Raw genomic sequence first — 16,084 nt, 5'->3', positions numbered from 1 at the left:
ATGGCCGTTCCAGGCGGCTCGAGCGCCGAGGGCGAGGCGCCGGGCGGACGGGTGCGCTGGAGGGAGGGCGCGGGTGCGCTGGAGGGAGGGCGTTTCCGCGCCCCAGGGAGCGCCCCCCTCCCCGGGAGTGCTCCCGGAACCGTCCTCGCCGTGCAACAGTCCACCGAGGTGCCCCAATGACCCCCTTTTCCGTTCTCGACCTGGCTCCGATCGTTCAAGGCGGAGATGCCGCCCTGGCCTTCCGCAACACGCTCGACCTCGCCCGCCACGCCGAGCGGCTCGGCTATCACCGCTACTGGCTGGCCGAGCACCACAACATGGGCGGCGTGGCCAGCGCCGCGACCTCGGTCGTGATCGCGCACGTGGCCGGCGGTACCTCGACGATCCGCGTCGGCGCGGGCGGGATCATGCTGCCGAACCATGCGCCGCTCATGATCGCCGAGCAGTTCGGCACGCTGGCGTCGCTCTTTCCAGGGCGCATCGATCTGGGCCTCGGGCGGGCTCCCGGGTCCGACCCGGCGACCGCCCGCGCGCTAAGGCGTAACCTGTCCGGAGACGCCGACAGCTTCCCTCAGGACGTCCTGGAGCTGATGGGCTACTTCCGCCCGGCGGAGCCTGGCCAGCTGGTTCAGGCCGTGCCAGGCGCGGGCCTGAACGTGCCGATCTGGATCCTCGGCTCCAGCCTCTTCGGCGCGCAGCTCGCTGCGGCGCTGGGCCTCCCTTACGCCTTCGCCTCCCACTTCGCGCCGGGCCAGATGGCGCAGGCGATCGCGCTGTACCGCCGGGAGTTCCGCCCCTCGGATCAGCTCGCGCAGCCGGTTGTCATGCTGGGGGTCAACGTGTTCGCCGCCGACACCGACGAGGAGGGCCGACGGCTGGGGACCTCGCTTCAGCAGGCCTTCGTCAACCTGCGCCGCGGCCGCCCGGGGCCCCTGCCGCCGCCGGTCGACGACTTCGAGCGCCAGCTGAGCCCGCTGGACCGCGCCGGCCTCGATCAGATGCTGGCCTGCACGATCGCGGGCTCGCCCGAGGCCGTGCGGCGGGGGCTCGGCGCCTTCATCGCCCGCACCGGCGCCGACGAGCTCATGGTGAGCTCACCGATCTTCGACCATGCGGCGCGCGTGCGCTCGCTCGAGCTCACCGCGCAGGCGCGCGACGAGCTCGCCCGGGCCGGGTGAAGCCCCTCGCCGGCCGCGCGGGCTCGTGCTGGGCTCGGCGCCGCGTTCGCGTGCAACGTACGCAGTCCGACACGTTCTCCGGACGGTGCTCGACCACCTCCGGCGAAGTCCGCCGGGCTTCCGGGAAGGTGCTCCACCACCTCCGGCGAAGTCCGCCGGGCGTCCAGCGCGGTGCTCCACCACCTCCGGCGAAGTCCGCCGGGCGTCCAGCGCGGTGCTCCACCACCTCCGGCGAAGTCCGCCGGGCTTCCGGGACGGTGCCACCGCCTCAGGAATCTGGTGCCGGTGGTGCCGCGAGCATCTTCTTCACGCGTGCAAGGCCACCACCGAAGCTCCCGATGAAATCACAACGGAGCCGACGGAGGCATGCCACGATCTCCGGGTCGTCGAAGTCGTTCGTGTTGCGGTTGAGGAACACGCTCGGCGCGGGTCGAGCCTCCGCATCCGCAAGCACGGATGCGAGCATGAGCGCATCCGGTAGATTGAGCGCAAAACCCTTCACGAGGTTCCCCGCCGCCAGAAGTGCCGGGCCGTCGATGGGGAGGATCTGCGCGACGCCGAGCAGTCTCTCGCGAACGGCAAAGAAGCGCTCTTTCGCATTCTGTTCCGCACGAATCAGGAGATACGAGGCATCGCCAAGCTGCGACGCTTCGACAGACATGGAGGCGGAGCGCTGGAGCTGTTTGTGCTGGATATCGAGGCCCGAGCGGAGTCGCTTCCATTCGATGATGCGCCGCGCGAGCGTCTCATGAGGCTCGAGCAATGCGTAGGCAGGAAGTACCAGCTCGATCGATCTATCGACGGCCAAACCGATGAGGCCATCGCAGGCCAGGTGTTGCTCTTGCTCGAGGACGATTTCGAGGACGAAGTTGCTCTCGGCGTACACTCTCATGCCGCGTCCTGCCGAACGACCTCGCCTCCTCGAAGGATGTCCAGAAAATCCCGAGCGTTCGGAGTATCGTTACCCGCAGGGAGCTTGCCTTGCACGACATCATCGAGCCAGAGCCCGACAATCGTCTCGAACACCTGCGGGTCGACCTCCACAACGGGAATCTTCAACCTGTCAAAGTACGGCCTGAGCCACGGCTCCGCATCGAGCATCAGGTCCGGATCCGCGGACGCGCCGGCCCCAGGTCGCCAGGCGTAGATGCGGTCCGGAACGACCAGCACGACGGTTGCGTCGATCGGTTGAGCCATGCGTTCCACGACCATCGCATGCCACGCACGGGCCCAAGACGGATCCGTCCCGAACCGTCGCTTGGCCTCCAGCAGCACCGAGAGACGCGCCTGGCCATCATAGACGGCGAAATCGCAACGAACCCTCCCGCGCGATGCAGAGCTCATGGCCTACTCTACCTCCACGGCGGCGCTGCGGCGAGGGCGGACAGCAAGCGCCAGGCAGATCGCGCCGGTCCTCGCTGAGTAGAGCCGTGGAGCTCGATCGCCGGCTCTCGCCGCGTACGAGCGAGGAGCGCTCGATGGCCCCCGCCAGCATCACCCCGCCGACGAGCGCGCGGCACTGCGATCCAAGGCGCCGCTGAGGCCGCCGCCGATCCCGATAGCCATGCAGGAAGGCGTCGGACCTCGCCGCCGGAGAAGCATTCGACGCCTCGAAAGGGCCTCGCGGACGCCTCACCCCGGGTCGATCCGATAGATACGCCCCGTGTTGAACATCACCACATAGATCTCCCCGGCGGCATCCTCGCCGAACGAGGCCGGGAGACCGTTCGGGCTCAACGCGGTGGTGAGCTCGGCGCGATCGGTCGCGGCCTTGCCGTCCCACACGAAGGAGAAGAAGCGCCCTGTCACGTAATCGGCATACAGATAGCGGCCGCGCAGGCACGGGATCTTCGCCCCGCGATAGACGTAGCCGCCGACGATCGAGCCCGCCTCGCTGCGGGGGTGCTCGACCGCGGGCGGGACCCCGCGCGGCTTGCACGCCGCGCCCGGTGGATAGCAATGGGCGCCCTCCATCGCTTCCCAGCCGTAATCGTTCCTGCCCTGGCCAGGGCGCTCCACAAGGATCTCCTCCCAGCTCTTCTGACCGACATCGCCGATGTACAGATCCCCCGTGAGCCGGTCGAAGCTGAACCGCCACGGGTTCCGGAGCCCGTAATCCCAGATCATCGGATCGCCGCTGGTCATGTTGCCCGCCGGCGCTTTCCCCGGCTGATCGACGTCGATCCGGAGGATCTTGCCGAGCTTCGAGGTGAGATCGGCCGCCGGGCTCGGCGATCGCGCGGAGTCGCCGATGGCGGCGTAGAGGTGGCCGTCCTTGCCGAAGGCCAGCATGCCGCCGACATGGTTCCAGGCGCCGTGCTTCACGTCGACGAGCGACCGGACCGGCTCGGGATGGGCGGCGCCTTCGCCCTGCGCCCCGCGCTTCCACTCCTCGATCACCACGTTGCCGCGCGGGGCCGACGAGTAATGAAGCCAGAAGCGCCCGTTCCTCGCGTAGTCCGGGTGGAAGGCGAGCCCGAGCAGGCCGCCCTCCGCGTTCGGCGCCGGAAAGAACACGCGCGATCGCACGTCGAGGAAAGGCGCCGGCTGGACCGCGCCGTCCTTGACGAGCCGGAGGATCCCCGGCTTCTCGAGCACCACGAGGCGCGCCGGATCGCCGGGCGGCGCGGCGACATACGTCGGCTGGTCGAACCCGCTCGCCACCAGCGTGAGCTTCAGCGGCGGGACGCCGCCGCACTTTGCCGGACGAGCGAGCTCCGCCGCGTTCGCCGGCGGCGGCGCAGGCGCGCCTTCCGCGGCGGGCGCGCCCTTCGTGGCGGCCGCCTCCGCCCCGGCGGGCGCCGGACCGGGGGGCGCCGCGCCCGCCTGCGCCGGCGGCGGGGCCGCGTTCTCTGCCGCGGCCTGGCCGGCGGCGCCGCCCTCGCGAGGCCCTTCGGGCGGCCCCGCGACCTGCACACGCCTGTCGCAGGCGGCTACACTGCCCGCGAGCAGGAGGCACAAGGCGGCCCGATGGAACGCGCACGCTCTCGTCACACAGGCAGCGCGCCCCGCGGCGCGGCGGTGGATCGGTCTCTCGGACAAGCGGACACCTCCGTCTCCACCTTCACCATGACCGGCCATCCATGGCAAGCCGTGGTCGCGTCGCTGCTGCTCGCGAGCTGCGGCGGTTGCAGCGCGCAGGAGACGCCCCGGGCCGATCGCCTCCCCGCGCCCGACCGGCTCGGCGCACACGCCGGAACGGCCACGCGCGGCGCCGACACAGCCGCGCGCGGCGCCCGAGCGGACGAGCGCCCAGCCGCGAGCGCGCCCGCCGCGCCCCGGGATCCGCCGCCCTGCAAGGACGGGGACGAGGATCCTCACGATCTCCGCTGCACCGGCCTCTACAGCGACTTCGGCGCGCGCTCGCTCGCGGAGGGGGTCCGCGAGTTCAGGCCGGCGTTCGAGCTCTGGAGCGACGGCGCCGAGAAGACGCGCTGGATCTACCTCCCTCCGGGCTCGACCCTCGATGTCTCCAGGATGAACGACTGGATTTTCCCTGTCGGCACCAGGCTGTGGAAGGAGTTCCGGGACCCCGCCTCCGGCGCGAACCGCCGCATCGAGACGAGGCTCCTCTGGAAGACCGCGGAGGATCGCTGGACGCGCGCCACCTATGTCTGGTCGGAGGACGGCGCGAGCGCGCTGCAGGTGAAGGCCGGTGTTCCCCGCGTGCCCGGCGCGGACGGCTATGCGATCCCGGCGCAGGTCGACTGCATCCGCTGCCACGCGGGCAAGACCGATAACCCGCTCGGCTTCGAGGCCATCCAGCTCGCCGCGCGGGGAGCAGGCGGGCTGACGTACGCCGAGCTGCTCCAGCGCGGCCTGCTCTCGACGACGTCCGGCGGCCCGCTGCCCAGCGCGGCCGCGCTCGAGGTGCCCGGGACCGAGACGGAGCGGCGCGCGCTCGGTCTGCTCCACGCGAACTGCGGTGTCTCGTGCCACCATCCGTCCGGCGTCGCCACGCACTTCGAGATGCGCCTCGACATCGATGCTGCCGGCCAGGTGGGCGATGTGCGCGGCACGCGCGTCTACAAGACGGCGATCAACCAGCCAGCGAAGCTCCGCCCGTCCGGGGCGCCGCCGGAAGCCCGCTATTACCGGCTGAGGCCCCGCGATCCGGATCGCAGCACGCTGCTCCGCGCCATGTCCCGGCGCGACGCGCCCGGCGCAACGCCCGAGCAGATGCCGCCGCTCGCGACCCGCCGCGTCGACGAGGAGGCCGTCGCAGCGGTCCGCGCCTGGATCGAGGCGATGACCCCCGCCGCCGGCTACCCGCCCGCCGCGCCCTGACAGGCCGAGAGCGGCAAGGGTCGGCGCCGGCCCCGGGTGGCTGTCCGCAACCGGAAGCCCTATCCTCCCGCCATGCCGCCCGCCGCTCTGAAGAAGGCGCCCGCCACGGTCGCCGACCTCCTCGCCATCCCGGAGCCCGAGCGCTTCCACGAGATCATCGATGGCGACCTCGTGCGCAAGGCGATGCCCAGCCCGCGTCACGGCAGCTCGCAGGCGCGCCTCACCATCCGGCTCGGCGGCCCGTACGATCGCCGCCCCGGCGGACCGTGGCCCGGCGGATGGCGCTTCCTGACAGAGACCGAGGTGCAGCTCGAGATCCGCGAGGTCTACCGCCCGGATATCGCCGGTTGGCGCCGGGAGCGGCTGCCCGAGCTCCCCAGGGAAAGTCCCATCCTGGTGCGACCGGACTGGGTCTGCGAGATCCTCTCGCCCTCGAACGAACGCAACGACGTCGTGAAGAAGATGCGCGCTTACAGGCGCTCGGGCGTACCCCATACCTGGCTCATCGATCCGGTCGCCGAGACGCTCATCGTCTATCGCTGGACGGAGGACGGCTATCTCCTGGTCCTGGACGCTCAGGGTGAGGAGCGCATCCACGCCGAGCCCTTCGAGGCCGTCGAGTTCTCGGTGCATGGCCTGCTCGACGGCGACGACGACGCCTGACGAACACGGACGAGCGTCCAGCCTGACCCCTGCGGAGCCCCTGCCGCGCGCGGTCGCCAGCCGTCTCCCGGCCGCCCGGCCGGCGCCGTCCGAGGCGCCGGCCCGAGGGGCGCGCCGGAAGCCGCTGAAGGGGGCGCGCCGGAAACGCCCTCGCCCGCGCGCCGGGCCGTGGTGATCGCGGCCGCCGGGCTTCATGCTCCCGGCGGTCGCAGCGCCCCGCGGCCTCGGCCGACGCCGCGCTCGCCGCGCGCACGGCACCGGCGGATGCCCCGCCCCTGCCCGAGGAGCGCCCACGACCACGACCGGGGGGAACACGTCACGTGAAGCAGCCGAAAGAGATCAAGAAGGCAGAGGGCAAGCTCGGGGTCCTGCTGCCGGGGCTGGGCGCCGTCTCCACGACGACCATCGCCGGCACGCTGCTCGCGCGGCGCGGGCTCGCGGCGCCGATCGGGTCGCTCACGCAGATGGGCACGATCCGGCTCGGCCGGCGCACCGACCACCGCGCGCCCAGGATCAAGGATTTCCTGCCGCTCGCGACGCTCGATCAGCTCGTGTTCGGCGCATGGGACATCTTCCCCGACAACGCCTACGAGGCGGCGCGCCACGCGGACGTGCTGGAGCGCCGCCACCTCGACGCCGTCCGCGAGGAGCTCGAGCGCATCCGGCCGATGCCCGCCGCGTTCTACCCGCAGTACGTGCGGCGCCTCCACGGCACCCATGTGAAGAAGGCCGCGAGCAAGGCCGAGATGGTGGAGCAGCTCCGGGAAGATCTCCGCGCCTTCCTGCGCGACAGCGGCGCGGCGCGCGCCGTCGCCGTCTGGTGCGGCTCGACCGAGGTCCACATCGCACCTGCGGAGGTCCACCAGTCGATCGCGCGCTTCGAGGCAGGGCTCGCCGAGGACCACCCGGCGATCTCGAGCTCCCAGCTCTACGCCTGGGCCTGCCTGAAGGAGCGCATCCCGTTCGCGAACGGCGCCCCGAACCTGACCGTCGACTTCCCGGCCGCGTGGGAGCTCGCGCGGAAGCAGGAGGTCCCCATCGCCGGCAAGGACTTCAAGACCGGCCAGACCCTGATGAAGACGGTGATCGCCCCGGGGCTCAAGGCGAGGATGCTCGGCGTCGCGGGGTGGTTCTCGACGAACATCCTCGGCAACCGCGACGGCGAGGTGCTCGACGACCCGGAGTCGTTCCGATCGAAGGAGGTCTCGAAGCTCGGGGTGCTCGAGCACATCCTCCAGCCGCACGTCCATGGCGAGCTCTACGGCAAGCTCTTCCACAAGGTGCGGATCGAGTACTACCCTCCTCGTGGCGACGCCAAGGAGGGCTGGGACAACATCGATCTCGTCGGCTGGCTCGGCTACCCGATGCAGATGAAGATCAACTTCCTCTGCCGCGACTCGATCCTCGCCGCGCCGCTCGTGCTCGACCTCTCGCTCCTCCTGGATCTCGCGCAGCGCGCCGGGCTGCGCGGCACGCAGGAGTGGCTGAGCTTCTACTGGAAGAGCCCGATGACCGCGCCGGCCCTGTACCCGGAGCACGACCTCTTCATCCAGTCGATGAAGCTCAAGAACACGATGCGCTGGCTCATGGGGGAGGACCTCATCACCCACCTGGGCAACGAGTACTACGACTGATCGCGGGCAGCGCAGGCGCGCGCGGCGTGCCCGGCGGTCCCGGCGAGCGGGGAGCGCGCGCTGGCGATCGCGCGCTCCCCGCTCCGCGCGCTGGCTCAGTGGATCCAGCTCGTGCCTTCCGCGATCTTCTGCCCGGCCGGCCCGAACATCGTCTGCAGCACCGACTTGCCCTTGATGCGGACCTTGGTCACCGTCTTGGGAATAGCCCAGCTCACCCCGTCGCTGCAGCTCGGCGGGATGAAGCCGCCGCCCGGGGAGTACACGCCCGTCTTGCTCCTCGTCGCGCCGATCTGCACCCAGCAGCCCTCGACCTCGTCGAAGCCGTAAAGCGTCGCGGTCGTCGTCGTGTTCTCGCAGAGGCTCTTCGACTGGGCAGCGTTGACGCTGTACGCCATCGCCGTCTGGCTCGACGCGAACGAGTTCTTCACGTTCGTGACCTCGACGACGTAATTGACCTTGCTGCTGTAATAGCTGTTGTCGGGCGACTCGCGGACGGTGAAGCTGCCGACGTCGCCCGAGTTCGACTGGACGGCCGTCTGGTCGAACGCCGGCAGCGCAGCGCGATCGACGCACAGCGCCTGCGCGGCCTCCTCGACCTCCTCCAGGCCGGCCAGCTCCGCGTCGAGGTCGGTCGCGTCGGCGACGCAGCCCATGAGCGCAAACGAGGACACGAGGGACGCGACGAGGAGGTTCATTGCACGCTTCATGATTGAGCTCTCTTTCGGGTATTTCATTGGACACCACATGAACTGACATGCGGGCAGGCCGCCGCGCAGGCGATGGAGTCGAGTCCATCGTCACCCGGGTCGTCCCGCTCGCCGCTTGGACCGCGCCAAGCGTCATGCAACTCCCTTAAACAGGAAACGTGCCACTCCCCGCTTCCGGTGCTCGACCCCGCGAACGCCGGCGTTTGCGCGCCTCGGCGCGCTCCGGGGCGCGGGCGGGCCGCGCCGGGTCCGGCGCGCTGAGGGCGCGCTCCCTCAGGCTGGAGGCGCCGCCCTCCATCGGGGGTCATCCGCGGGTGATCGAAGCCGCGCCGGAGCGCTGGCCGGGGTGGGATGCCCGGCGACGACGGTGTTCAGGGCGCGAAGGAGACGTCGAGCGTGTACGGCCCGGCGTCGTCCTGAGACCAGAAGCCGTCGACGAAGAGGAACAGCGGAACGCCGCCGGTCACGTCGAGCACGAGCGTCTCGTCCTCGCCTCCCCCTTCCCTGTCCTCGCACGCGAGCTCGGAGCTCGCCCACAGGCAGCTCGACCTCACGAACAGGGCCTGATCGGTGTCGGACGACAGCACGAGCGTGAGCGTGCCGTCCCCCGGAGGCGTGAACCAGTACACGTCCTCGCGCGTGTTCGGCAGGGTGCAATGGCTCGTGAAGGCGATCGTGCCCGTCTGCGTGTCGCCGGTGTTCACCCCGAGGACGGCCTCCCTCGCGCGCTCGCAGGCCGAGGAGCAGTCGTCGGCGCAGGCGCCGAAGCCCTCGGCGTCGTCGCACTGCTCGGGCCGCGTCAGGGTGCCGTCCCCGCAGACCGCCGGCGTGAACGTGGAGCGCAGGGCGTACGGGCCCTCGTCGCCCGGCGCCTCCGCGTCGACGACGAGGCTCACCGACTCGCCGGCGCTCACGACGATCTCGAGCGACTCGGCGATCCCGCCGTGGGCGCCGTCGGCGCAATCAAGCTCGGTGTCTGGGTCCTCGCACACGCCGCGGAAGTAAAGCCCATGGTGGGTGTCCGACTCGAGCACGACCGAGAGCGTGCCCGACTGTTCCTCGGGCGCCACGAACAGGTACACGTCCTCGCGGCCGGCGCCCGTGCAGGAGGCATCGAACGCGTTCGTGCCGAGCGAGGTGTCGCCCGAGACCTCCGGCAGCGCGGGCGGCGCGGCCGCGCAGGCCTCCGCGACGAGCGCGGCGCACGGTTCGTCGCAATCGTCGTCGTCGCAGTCGACGGCTGCGTCGCGGTCGTTGTCCTCGCCGTCGGCGCAGCTCGCCTCGTAGATCCTGCAGAGGCCGGTGCTCACGTTGCACCTGCCGCGCGTCGGGCAGTGCGCGTCCTCCGTGCACGCCGGTCGGCAGCTCAGCGTCCCGTCGGCGGCGGGTGCGCAGGCATAGCCGGGTCGGCAATCGCTCGAGGTGGTGCACGCCCCGTAGCAGAGGTGCCCGTTGGTGCCGGATTCGATGCAGACGCCATGGCCGGGACAGGTGCCGCCGGTGTGCTCGCACGAGCTGATGCAGTAGCCAGCGGGCCATCCGTTGAAGTCCTCCCGGCTGCAGAAGCTCCCTGCGCACGTCGCGTCCTCGGCGCAGGCGGCGCCGTCGGGCAGGTTGAGACTTCCGCCTGAGCCACCGACGCCACCCGAGCCAGCGTCACCTCCCGAGCCGCCGGTGCCGCCAATACTGCCGCCCGAGCCGCCGGCACCGCCCGCGCCGCCAATACCGCCGCCCGTGCCGCCAGTACCGCCGCCCGTGCCACCAGCACCGCCCGCGCCGCCAATACTGCCGCCCGAACCGCCGGAGCCGCCAATACCGCCGCCGGAGCCGCCCGAGCCGCCAATACCGCCGCCCGAGCCGCCCGCGCCGCCAATACCGCCGCCCGAACCGCCCGAGCCGCCCGAGCCGCCAATACCGCCGCCCGAACTGCCCGAGCCGCCAATACCGCCCGAACCGCCCGAGCCGCCAATACCGCCGCCGGAGCCGCCCGAGCCGCCAGTGCCGCCGCCGGAGCCGCCCGAGCCGCCAGTACCGCCGCCGGAGCCGCCGTCACCGCCCTGGCCGCCACCCCCCGTCGCGCCGGCGCCGCCGTCGCCCCCCGTTCCCGTGCCCGCGCCGCCGCCATCGTCCCCGCATGCCGCGGCGCCCGCCGTCAGCCCCAGCATGAGAAGGCACGTCGTCCATCGTGGATTCATTCGATCGCTCCGGGGAAAGGGCAAACTCGCTCGTCGATGACGCGGCGTGGCTACTCCACCCGCGCGGCGCCATCTTCGGTGCAACCTCCTTTCATGTGAAGCCCCCACAGCCGCCCTTTCCGGAGTCCGTGGGGGCCTCGCGCGGGGCGGCGGCCCAATCTGCCCCGGAGTGAACCCCATGAAGGCGGAGTCACAGGTCAGCGGCGCTCAGCCGGCGTCCTCGCGCATCCTCGCGCGTCCTCGCGCGCTACCCTCGCGGCGGCGCGTAGAAGTCCACGATCCGGATCGGCTCGGTCAGCCGCACCCGCACGCGCGAGCGCTCACCGCGGACGTCGCCGCCGATCTGGAAGCTCGTCGCCGGGTCCATCTCGATCGTGACCTCGTCGACGAAGTAGTCGAACACCGTCTCCAGGTCGTCGAACTCCCCGCTCCAGATGCTCGAGAAGTTCCGCACGAACGTGAACGGCGAGATCATCGACACGCGCAGCTGCATCCGGTCCTGGCGATCGTCCGCGTACGGGAACATCCGGAAGCCGAATCCGTAATAGGGGATCGTCGACAGCGCCGCGATCTTCGCCGGCCCCTCGTAGATGATGCCGCCCTTCTTGATGGGCGCCCCGAGGATCGTCCCCTTCTCGCCGACGCGGATCGCGTCGTTGCCCTCGTTGATGATGCGGCAGTGCGGCGTGCGCCGCACAAGGTAGCTCGGGATCGTCCGCGTCGTCGCGGCGACGGCGTACGCCACCGGCCCCGGCGCGAGCCGCTTCAGCGGGCCGCGCGCGAGCGCCGACTTCACCGCGTTGTAGTCGCGCAGCATCACCGCATCGATCCCGAAGCCGCAGAACGGCGACAGGATGTCCTCGGCCTCGACCAGCCGCAGGTTCCGGCTCCCGGCCTCGGCGCGCAGCCGCTGGAGGTCCACCGCGAGCCCAGGCTTCGCGCCCGCGCCCCCGGACGCGCCGAGCACCCACGCCAGCGAGTTGCCCGTCCCCAGGCGGAGCAGCCCGAACCGCGGCAGCGGCAGCCCGCGCCGCTTCGCCTCGTTCACCACCGCCGTCACCACCACGGTGAACGTCCCATCGCCCCCGCCCGTGAGGATCGTGCCGTAGCCCCGGTCGACGAGGATCCGCGCGATGCCCTCGCTCTCCTCCACCCGCCGCGACACGAATAGATCCCCGGTGTCAAGGATTTGATCGAGCGTCTCGATCACCTCCGCCGTCACGCTCTTGGCGTTGCCGTTCACCACCACGGCAATCCGATGGCTCGCCGCGCCCCGCGGCACGTCGCTCGGACGACGCGGCGCATCAGCGGCCACGGCCTGGGAGACGTCATCGGGGCCGCGACCGGCGGGCGGAGAGGTCATGGACCGCGATCTACCACGACCGACCGCCGCGCTTGCAGATCGCGCGGGCGCGCCGAAGCCGAAGGCGAAGGCGACGCGCAGAAGCCGCAGAAGCCGACGCCGGCCGGTGGATCGAAGCGTCGAGCCCGCCGGGACCTTGCTGTAGTCCAACGTGACCAGAACACCGCTCGCGGGGCGACCTCCCGCTTTTCGAGAGACGCCCAAGCATGCGATGCTCATGGGTTTTGGCTCTCGGGCCGATCTTGGGTCATGCTGACCCTCGGTAAAGCGAGAGCCTCCCCGAAACTTAGTGGACGGGGAGGTCGATTTTTTGGTAAGGCGACGACCTGTCGAACCAATTGGGCTTGACAGCCGTGCGGGTCTTTACCCCCGCGCGGGCGGCGCGCGCTTGGGGCGAAGGGCCGCGACGATCTCGTACCCAGCGGGGGACGCAGCGACATGCCGAAGATCACAAAGCAGGGCAGCTCCGAGAAGACGGGCACGAAGAAGAAGGCCTCTTCGAGCGCCAAGGGGGGCGCTGAAAGTCAGCTTGCGAAGCCCGTGAATCCGGTAATCAAGGAAGACTCGAAATCTTCGTCAAGCGCTTCGAAGCGTAAGCTCGGCCTCCGCGGCGCTGCGCCCTGGGCTGCCCGGCACGCCGCGAAGCACGCCGCCGAGGCGCGGGCCCGGGCCGCCGAGCCGGCGCCTCCCGGCAGCGCCCGCGCGACGATCCGCGTGCCCAGCGGCGCGGAGGAGATCAAGGCGAAGATCGCCGAGCTCCACAACCAGACCCAGAAGATCCGGACGCTCCGCAAGCGGCTCGACAAGGGGTTCTTCGATATCGGGGTGGTGCTCGCCGAGATCCAGCAGCAGGAGCTGTATCAGGCGAAGGGCTACGGCTCGTTCGAGGCGTTCCTCGAGCGCGAGATCGACCTCGGCAAGCAGACGTCGCTGCGCCTCATCAAGGTCGCCCACGTCTTCCAGCGCGAGGTGGCCCTCGACTACGGCATGGACCGGCTGTTCGTCGCGCTCGCCGCCCTCGAGGGCGACGCGGTCCCCAAGCCGGCCCCCTCCGCGATCCCCTCCGCTCCCGGCTCGAAGCCCCCCCTCCCCCTCAAGCCCCCCATGCGCATCGTCGGCTGAGCGGCGCTCACCCGCTGCGGATACGGGCCCACCTCGACGTTTTCGGTGCTCGGCGTACTGGAGTACGCCTGCGCGCCGAAAACGCCGATCTGGGCCCGTCTCCTGTGCGGGTGAACGCCGCTCGGTGGGGCCAGAGCATCAGACTAGATGCCGGCGCCGCGGGGCGGGGTGGAGCCGGTGGGAGGGCGGGAGACGGGATCGGGGGTGAAGCGGGGGAGGCGCACGCGGACCGTCGCGCCGTCGGCGGCGCGCGTGTTGACCTCCACACGACCCGTGTGCTGATCGACGATCTTCCGGACGATCGCGAGGCCGAGGCCGGTGCCCGCCGCCTTGGTGGTGAAGAACGGATCGAAGATCTCCGCGAGGATCGTCGGGTCGATCCCGGGACCGGTGTCCGCGATCGACAGCCAGACCTCGTGCGCGTCCCCCGAGGCACACGCGCGCAAGACCCCGCCGTCGGGCATGACGTCGAGGGCGTTGACGACGAGGTTCAGGACCACCTGCTTGAGCTTCTCCACGTCGCCGAGCGCGAAGCAGTCGTCGGCCAGGTCGCGGACGACCTCGACCCGGTGGCTCGCCAGCGCCTCCTCCTCGAGGTCGAGCACGTCGCGGACGACCCGGGCCAGGTCGACGGGCTCGCGGTGGGGCGCGCGCGGGCGGGCGAGCTCCAGGAACTCGCCGAGGAGCCGGCCCAGGCGGCCGATCTCCGCCTCGACGATGCCGACCCGCCGCTTCATGGGCTCGCGGATCGCCTCGTCGGAGAGACGGTCGATGCCGCGGCTGAGCAGGTGGAGCTCCAGGACCGCGGCGTTCAAGGGGTTCCGGATCTCGTGCGCGAGCCCGAGGGCGAGCGGGGCCATGGCGTTCAGGGCCTCGGCGTCGGCGGCGCGCCGCTCGAGGGCGCGCCGCTCGGTCACGTCGATGCCGATGCCATAGACGAGGTCGGTCCGGCCGCCGCGCGCGCCGCTGCGGACGCCGGAGAGGTGCCAGCGCACCCGGCGGATCGCGCCGACCGCGTCCCGGACGCCGACCTCGACCTCGGCGGCGGCGTCGCCCTCGACGACCCCCTGGAACGACTGGTTGAACCGGCGCTGCTCGGTCTCGTCGACGAGCGTCTCGCAGAACGGCATGCTGAGCGCGGCGTCGCCGCCCACCCCGGTCAGCGCGGACAGGCGCGGGTTGAAGAGGGCGACGCGACCCTCGGCGTTCAGCCCGAGGATGAGCACGTCCGCCGCGTCGACGATCGCCCGGTACCGCCGCTCGAGCTCCTCCCGCTCCCGCTTCAGCGAGATCTTCTCGATCGCCTGGGCCACCGTGGAGATGAGCTCCTCGGGGCGGAACGACTTGAGGATGAAGGCGAAGGCGCCGGCCCGGAGCGCGGCCATCGCGGCGTCCACGGTCGCGAAGCCGGTCACGAGGACGATCTCGCCGTGGGGGGCGGCGGCGCGGAGCGGGGCGATGAGCTCGAGGCCGCTCGCGTCCGGGAGCTTGACGTCGACGACCGCGACGTCGAAGCCGTCGCGGCGGGCGGCGGCGAGCCCCCGCTTGCCGTCCGGCGCGAGGGCGACCTCCACGTCGAGCTCGCGCGCGCCCTCCAGGACCTCGCGAAGATTTCCGGCGAGGCTCGTGTTGTCGTCGACGATCAGGATTCGAGCGCGCACCTGGGATCTCCTGGCAGACCGGTCGGGCGGGCGGCCCGATGCACGGGGCGGCCTTCCGCTTTGGGGTCTTTCCTCAGTTCTATGCTATGAGCCGCCACCATGCGTTCTGTGAGCCGCCACCATGCGTTTCGTTGATCGGTGCCGTCTGAAGGTCATCGCGGGGGATGGCGGCAATGGAGCGGTCGCATTTCGGCGCGAGAAGTACATCCCCTTCGGCGGCCCAGCGGGCGGCGACGGCGGCCGCGGCGGGGACGTCGTCTTCGTGGGTGACGAAGGCCTGTCCACGCTACTCGACTTCACCTACGCGCGCACGCTCGAGGCCGACCGGGGCGAGCACGGGATGGGGAGCGACTGCCACGGGCACGCCGGCGCCGACCGGGTCGAGAAGCTCGCGGTGGGGACGCAGATCTTCGACGCGGAGAGCGGCGAGCTGATCGCCGACATGACCGAGCACGGCCAGCGGATCGTCGTCGCCCGCGGGGGCAAGGGGGGCCGCGGCAACCTGCACTTCAAGTCGTCGCACGACCGGGCCCCCCGGCGCGCCGAGCCCGGGGAGCCGGGCGAGGTCCGCGAGCTCCGCCTGGAGCTGAAGGTGCTCGCCGACGTCGGCCTGCTCGGCTTCCCCAACGCCGGCAAGAGCACCTTCGTCGCGGCCGTCTCGGCGGCCCGGCCGAAGATCGGCGACTATCCCTTCACGACGCTCACCCCGACGCTCGGCATGGTCGAGATCGGCGGCGGCGGGCGGGCGGGCGGGTCGAGCTTCGTCATCGCGGACATCCCGGGGCTGATCCCCGGCGCGAGCGAGGGCGTCGGGCTCGGCATCCAGTTCCTGAAGCACGTCGAGCGGACGCGGGCGCTCCTCCACCTCGTGACGCTCGATCCCGGCGAGGGGCGCGAGCCGCTCGCCGACTACCGGGCGCTCCGCAAGGAGCTCAAGAAGTTCAGCCCGGCGATCGCGGAGCGCCCCGAGATCGTCGCCCTGACCAAGGCCGACCTGACCGAGGTGCGCGAGGCGTACCCGAAGCTCAAGGCGCGGTTCGCGAAGGCGAAGGTGAAGCTCCACCTCGTCAGCGCCGCGACAGGCGAGGGCGTAACCGAGCTCATCAACGAGCTCACGCCCTTCGTGCGCAAGCGCGAGGCGTGATCGCCTCAGCGGGGGTGTCCTCTCCGCGCAGATCACACGGTGTCCTCACGTGGGCTCACCGTTCACATCGGTCGTGAATCCGCGCGAGCGCGCCCCGCCTGGACAGGCGAGCGAAGTTGGAGTCCACTTG

13 protein-coding genes are annotated in these 16,084 nt (G+C 71.2%); 6 read left to right on the top strand and 7 right to left on the bottom strand.

The window, feature by feature from the left end; genetic code table 11:
• The first annotated feature begins 176 nt into the window (after positions 1 to 176).
• Positions 177 to 1,178, top strand: coding sequence for an LLM class flavin-dependent oxidoreductase (locus WME75_RS09370; protein ID WP_437488733.1), 1,002 nt, complete (start codon positions 177 to 179; stop codon positions 1,176 to 1,178).
• Between the two features lie 268 nt (positions 1,179 to 1,446).
• Here WME75_RS09370 and WME75_RS09365 read toward each other — a convergent pair whose 3' ends face one another.
• From WME75_RS09365 to WME75_RS09355, 3 genes are all read right to left on the bottom strand, one after another.
• The gene (locus tag WME75_RS09365; RefSeq protein ID WP_437488731.1) at positions 1,447 to 2,070 is read right to left on the bottom strand and encodes a hypothetical protein; all 624 of its coding nucleotides are present in this window, start codon (positions 2,068 to 2,070) and stop codon (positions 1,447 to 1,449) included.
• Entirely contained in the window at positions 2,067 to 2,522 is a 456-nt protein-coding gene (locus WME75_RS09360; protein WP_437488728.1) for a hypothetical protein, read from the bottom strand. Before WME75_RS09360 ends, WME75_RS09365 begins: the two co-directional genes overlap by 4 nt.
• Positions 2,523 to 2,810: 288 nt before the next feature.
• Complete coding sequence (locus tag WME75_RS09355; protein ID WP_437488725.1) at positions 2,811 to 4,220, bottom strand: PQQ-dependent sugar dehydrogenase; 1,410 nt, start codon at positions 4,218 to 4,220, stop codon at positions 2,811 to 2,813.
• 27 nt (positions 4,221 to 4,247) lie between these two features.
• Between WME75_RS09355 and WME75_RS09350 the strand changes: the two genes are divergently transcribed.
• The 3 genes from WME75_RS09350 to WME75_RS09340 all read left to right on the top strand — a co-directional run bounded on the left by WME75_RS09350 (position 4,248) and on the right by WME75_RS09340 (position 7,762).
• On the top strand, positions 4,248 to 5,465 hold the full coding sequence (locus WME75_RS09350; protein ID WP_437488722.1) for a hypothetical protein: 1,218 nt from the start codon (positions 4,248 to 4,250) through the stop codon (positions 5,463 to 5,465).
• 72 nt (positions 5,466 to 5,537) lie between these two features.
• Complete coding sequence (locus WME75_RS09345; protein WP_437488720.1) at positions 5,538 to 6,128, top strand: Uma2 family endonuclease; 591 nt, start codon at positions 5,538 to 5,540, stop codon at positions 6,126 to 6,128.
• Positions 6,129 to 6,448: 320 nt separating this feature from the next.
• On the top strand, positions 6,449 to 7,762 hold the full coding sequence (locus WME75_RS09340) for an inositol-3-phosphate synthase (RefSeq protein WP_437488717.1): 1,314 nt from the start codon (positions 6,449 to 6,451) through the stop codon (positions 7,760 to 7,762).
• 95 nt (positions 7,763 to 7,857) lie between these two features.
• Here WME75_RS09340 and WME75_RS09335 read toward each other — a convergent pair whose 3' ends face one another.
• From WME75_RS09335 to WME75_RS09325, 3 genes are all read right to left on the bottom strand, one after another.
• Entirely contained in the window at positions 7,858 to 8,469 is a 612-nt protein-coding gene (locus tag WME75_RS09335) for a hypothetical protein (RefSeq protein ID WP_437488715.1), read from the bottom strand.
• Between the two features lie 371 nt (positions 8,470 to 8,840).
• A complete protein-coding gene (locus tag WME75_RS09330; protein WP_437488713.1) occupies positions 8,841 to 10,664 on the bottom strand; it encodes a DUF4215 domain-containing protein in 1,824 nt (607 codons plus the stop codon).
• Between the two features lie 247 nt (positions 10,665 to 10,911).
• A complete protein-coding gene (locus WME75_RS09325) occupies positions 10,912 to 12,027 on the bottom strand; it encodes a diacylglycerol/lipid kinase family protein (RefSeq protein WP_437488710.1) in 1,116 nt (371 codons plus the stop codon).
• Between the two features lie 438 nt (positions 12,028 to 12,465).
• On the opposite strand from WME75_RS09325, the gene WME75_RS09320 reads away from it, so the two are divergent.
• Positions 12,466 to 13,149 (top strand): hypothetical protein, encoded by a 684-nt coding sequence (locus WME75_RS09320; protein ID WP_437488708.1) that lies wholly within the window; start codon positions 12,466 to 12,468, stop codon positions 13,147 to 13,149.
• 143 nt (positions 13,150 to 13,292) lie between these two features.
• On the opposite strand, the gene WME75_RS09315 is transcribed toward WME75_RS09320, so the two are convergent.
• Complete coding sequence (locus tag WME75_RS09315; protein ID WP_437488705.1) at positions 13,293 to 14,810, bottom strand: ATP-binding protein; 1,518 nt, start codon at positions 14,808 to 14,810, stop codon at positions 13,293 to 13,295.
• Between the two features lie 121 nt (positions 14,811 to 14,931).
• Between WME75_RS09315 and obgE the strand changes: the two genes are divergently transcribed.
• Complete coding sequence (gene obgE, locus WME75_RS09310; RefSeq protein ID WP_437488703.1) at positions 14,932 to 15,954, top strand: GTPase ObgE; 1,023 nt, start codon at positions 14,932 to 14,934, stop codon at positions 15,952 to 15,954.
• Positions 15,955 to 16,084 lie beyond the last annotated feature (130 nt).

The sequence above is a fragment of the Sorangium sp. So ce1014 genome (assembly GCF_051521505.1).
In the GTDB taxonomy this organism is placed as follows: Bacteria; Myxococcota_A; Polyangia; order Polyangiales; family Polyangiaceae; genus Sorangium.
The sequence above is the reverse complement of the archived record's forward strand: the minus strand, read 5'-3'. Positions and strand labels throughout refer to the sequence as shown.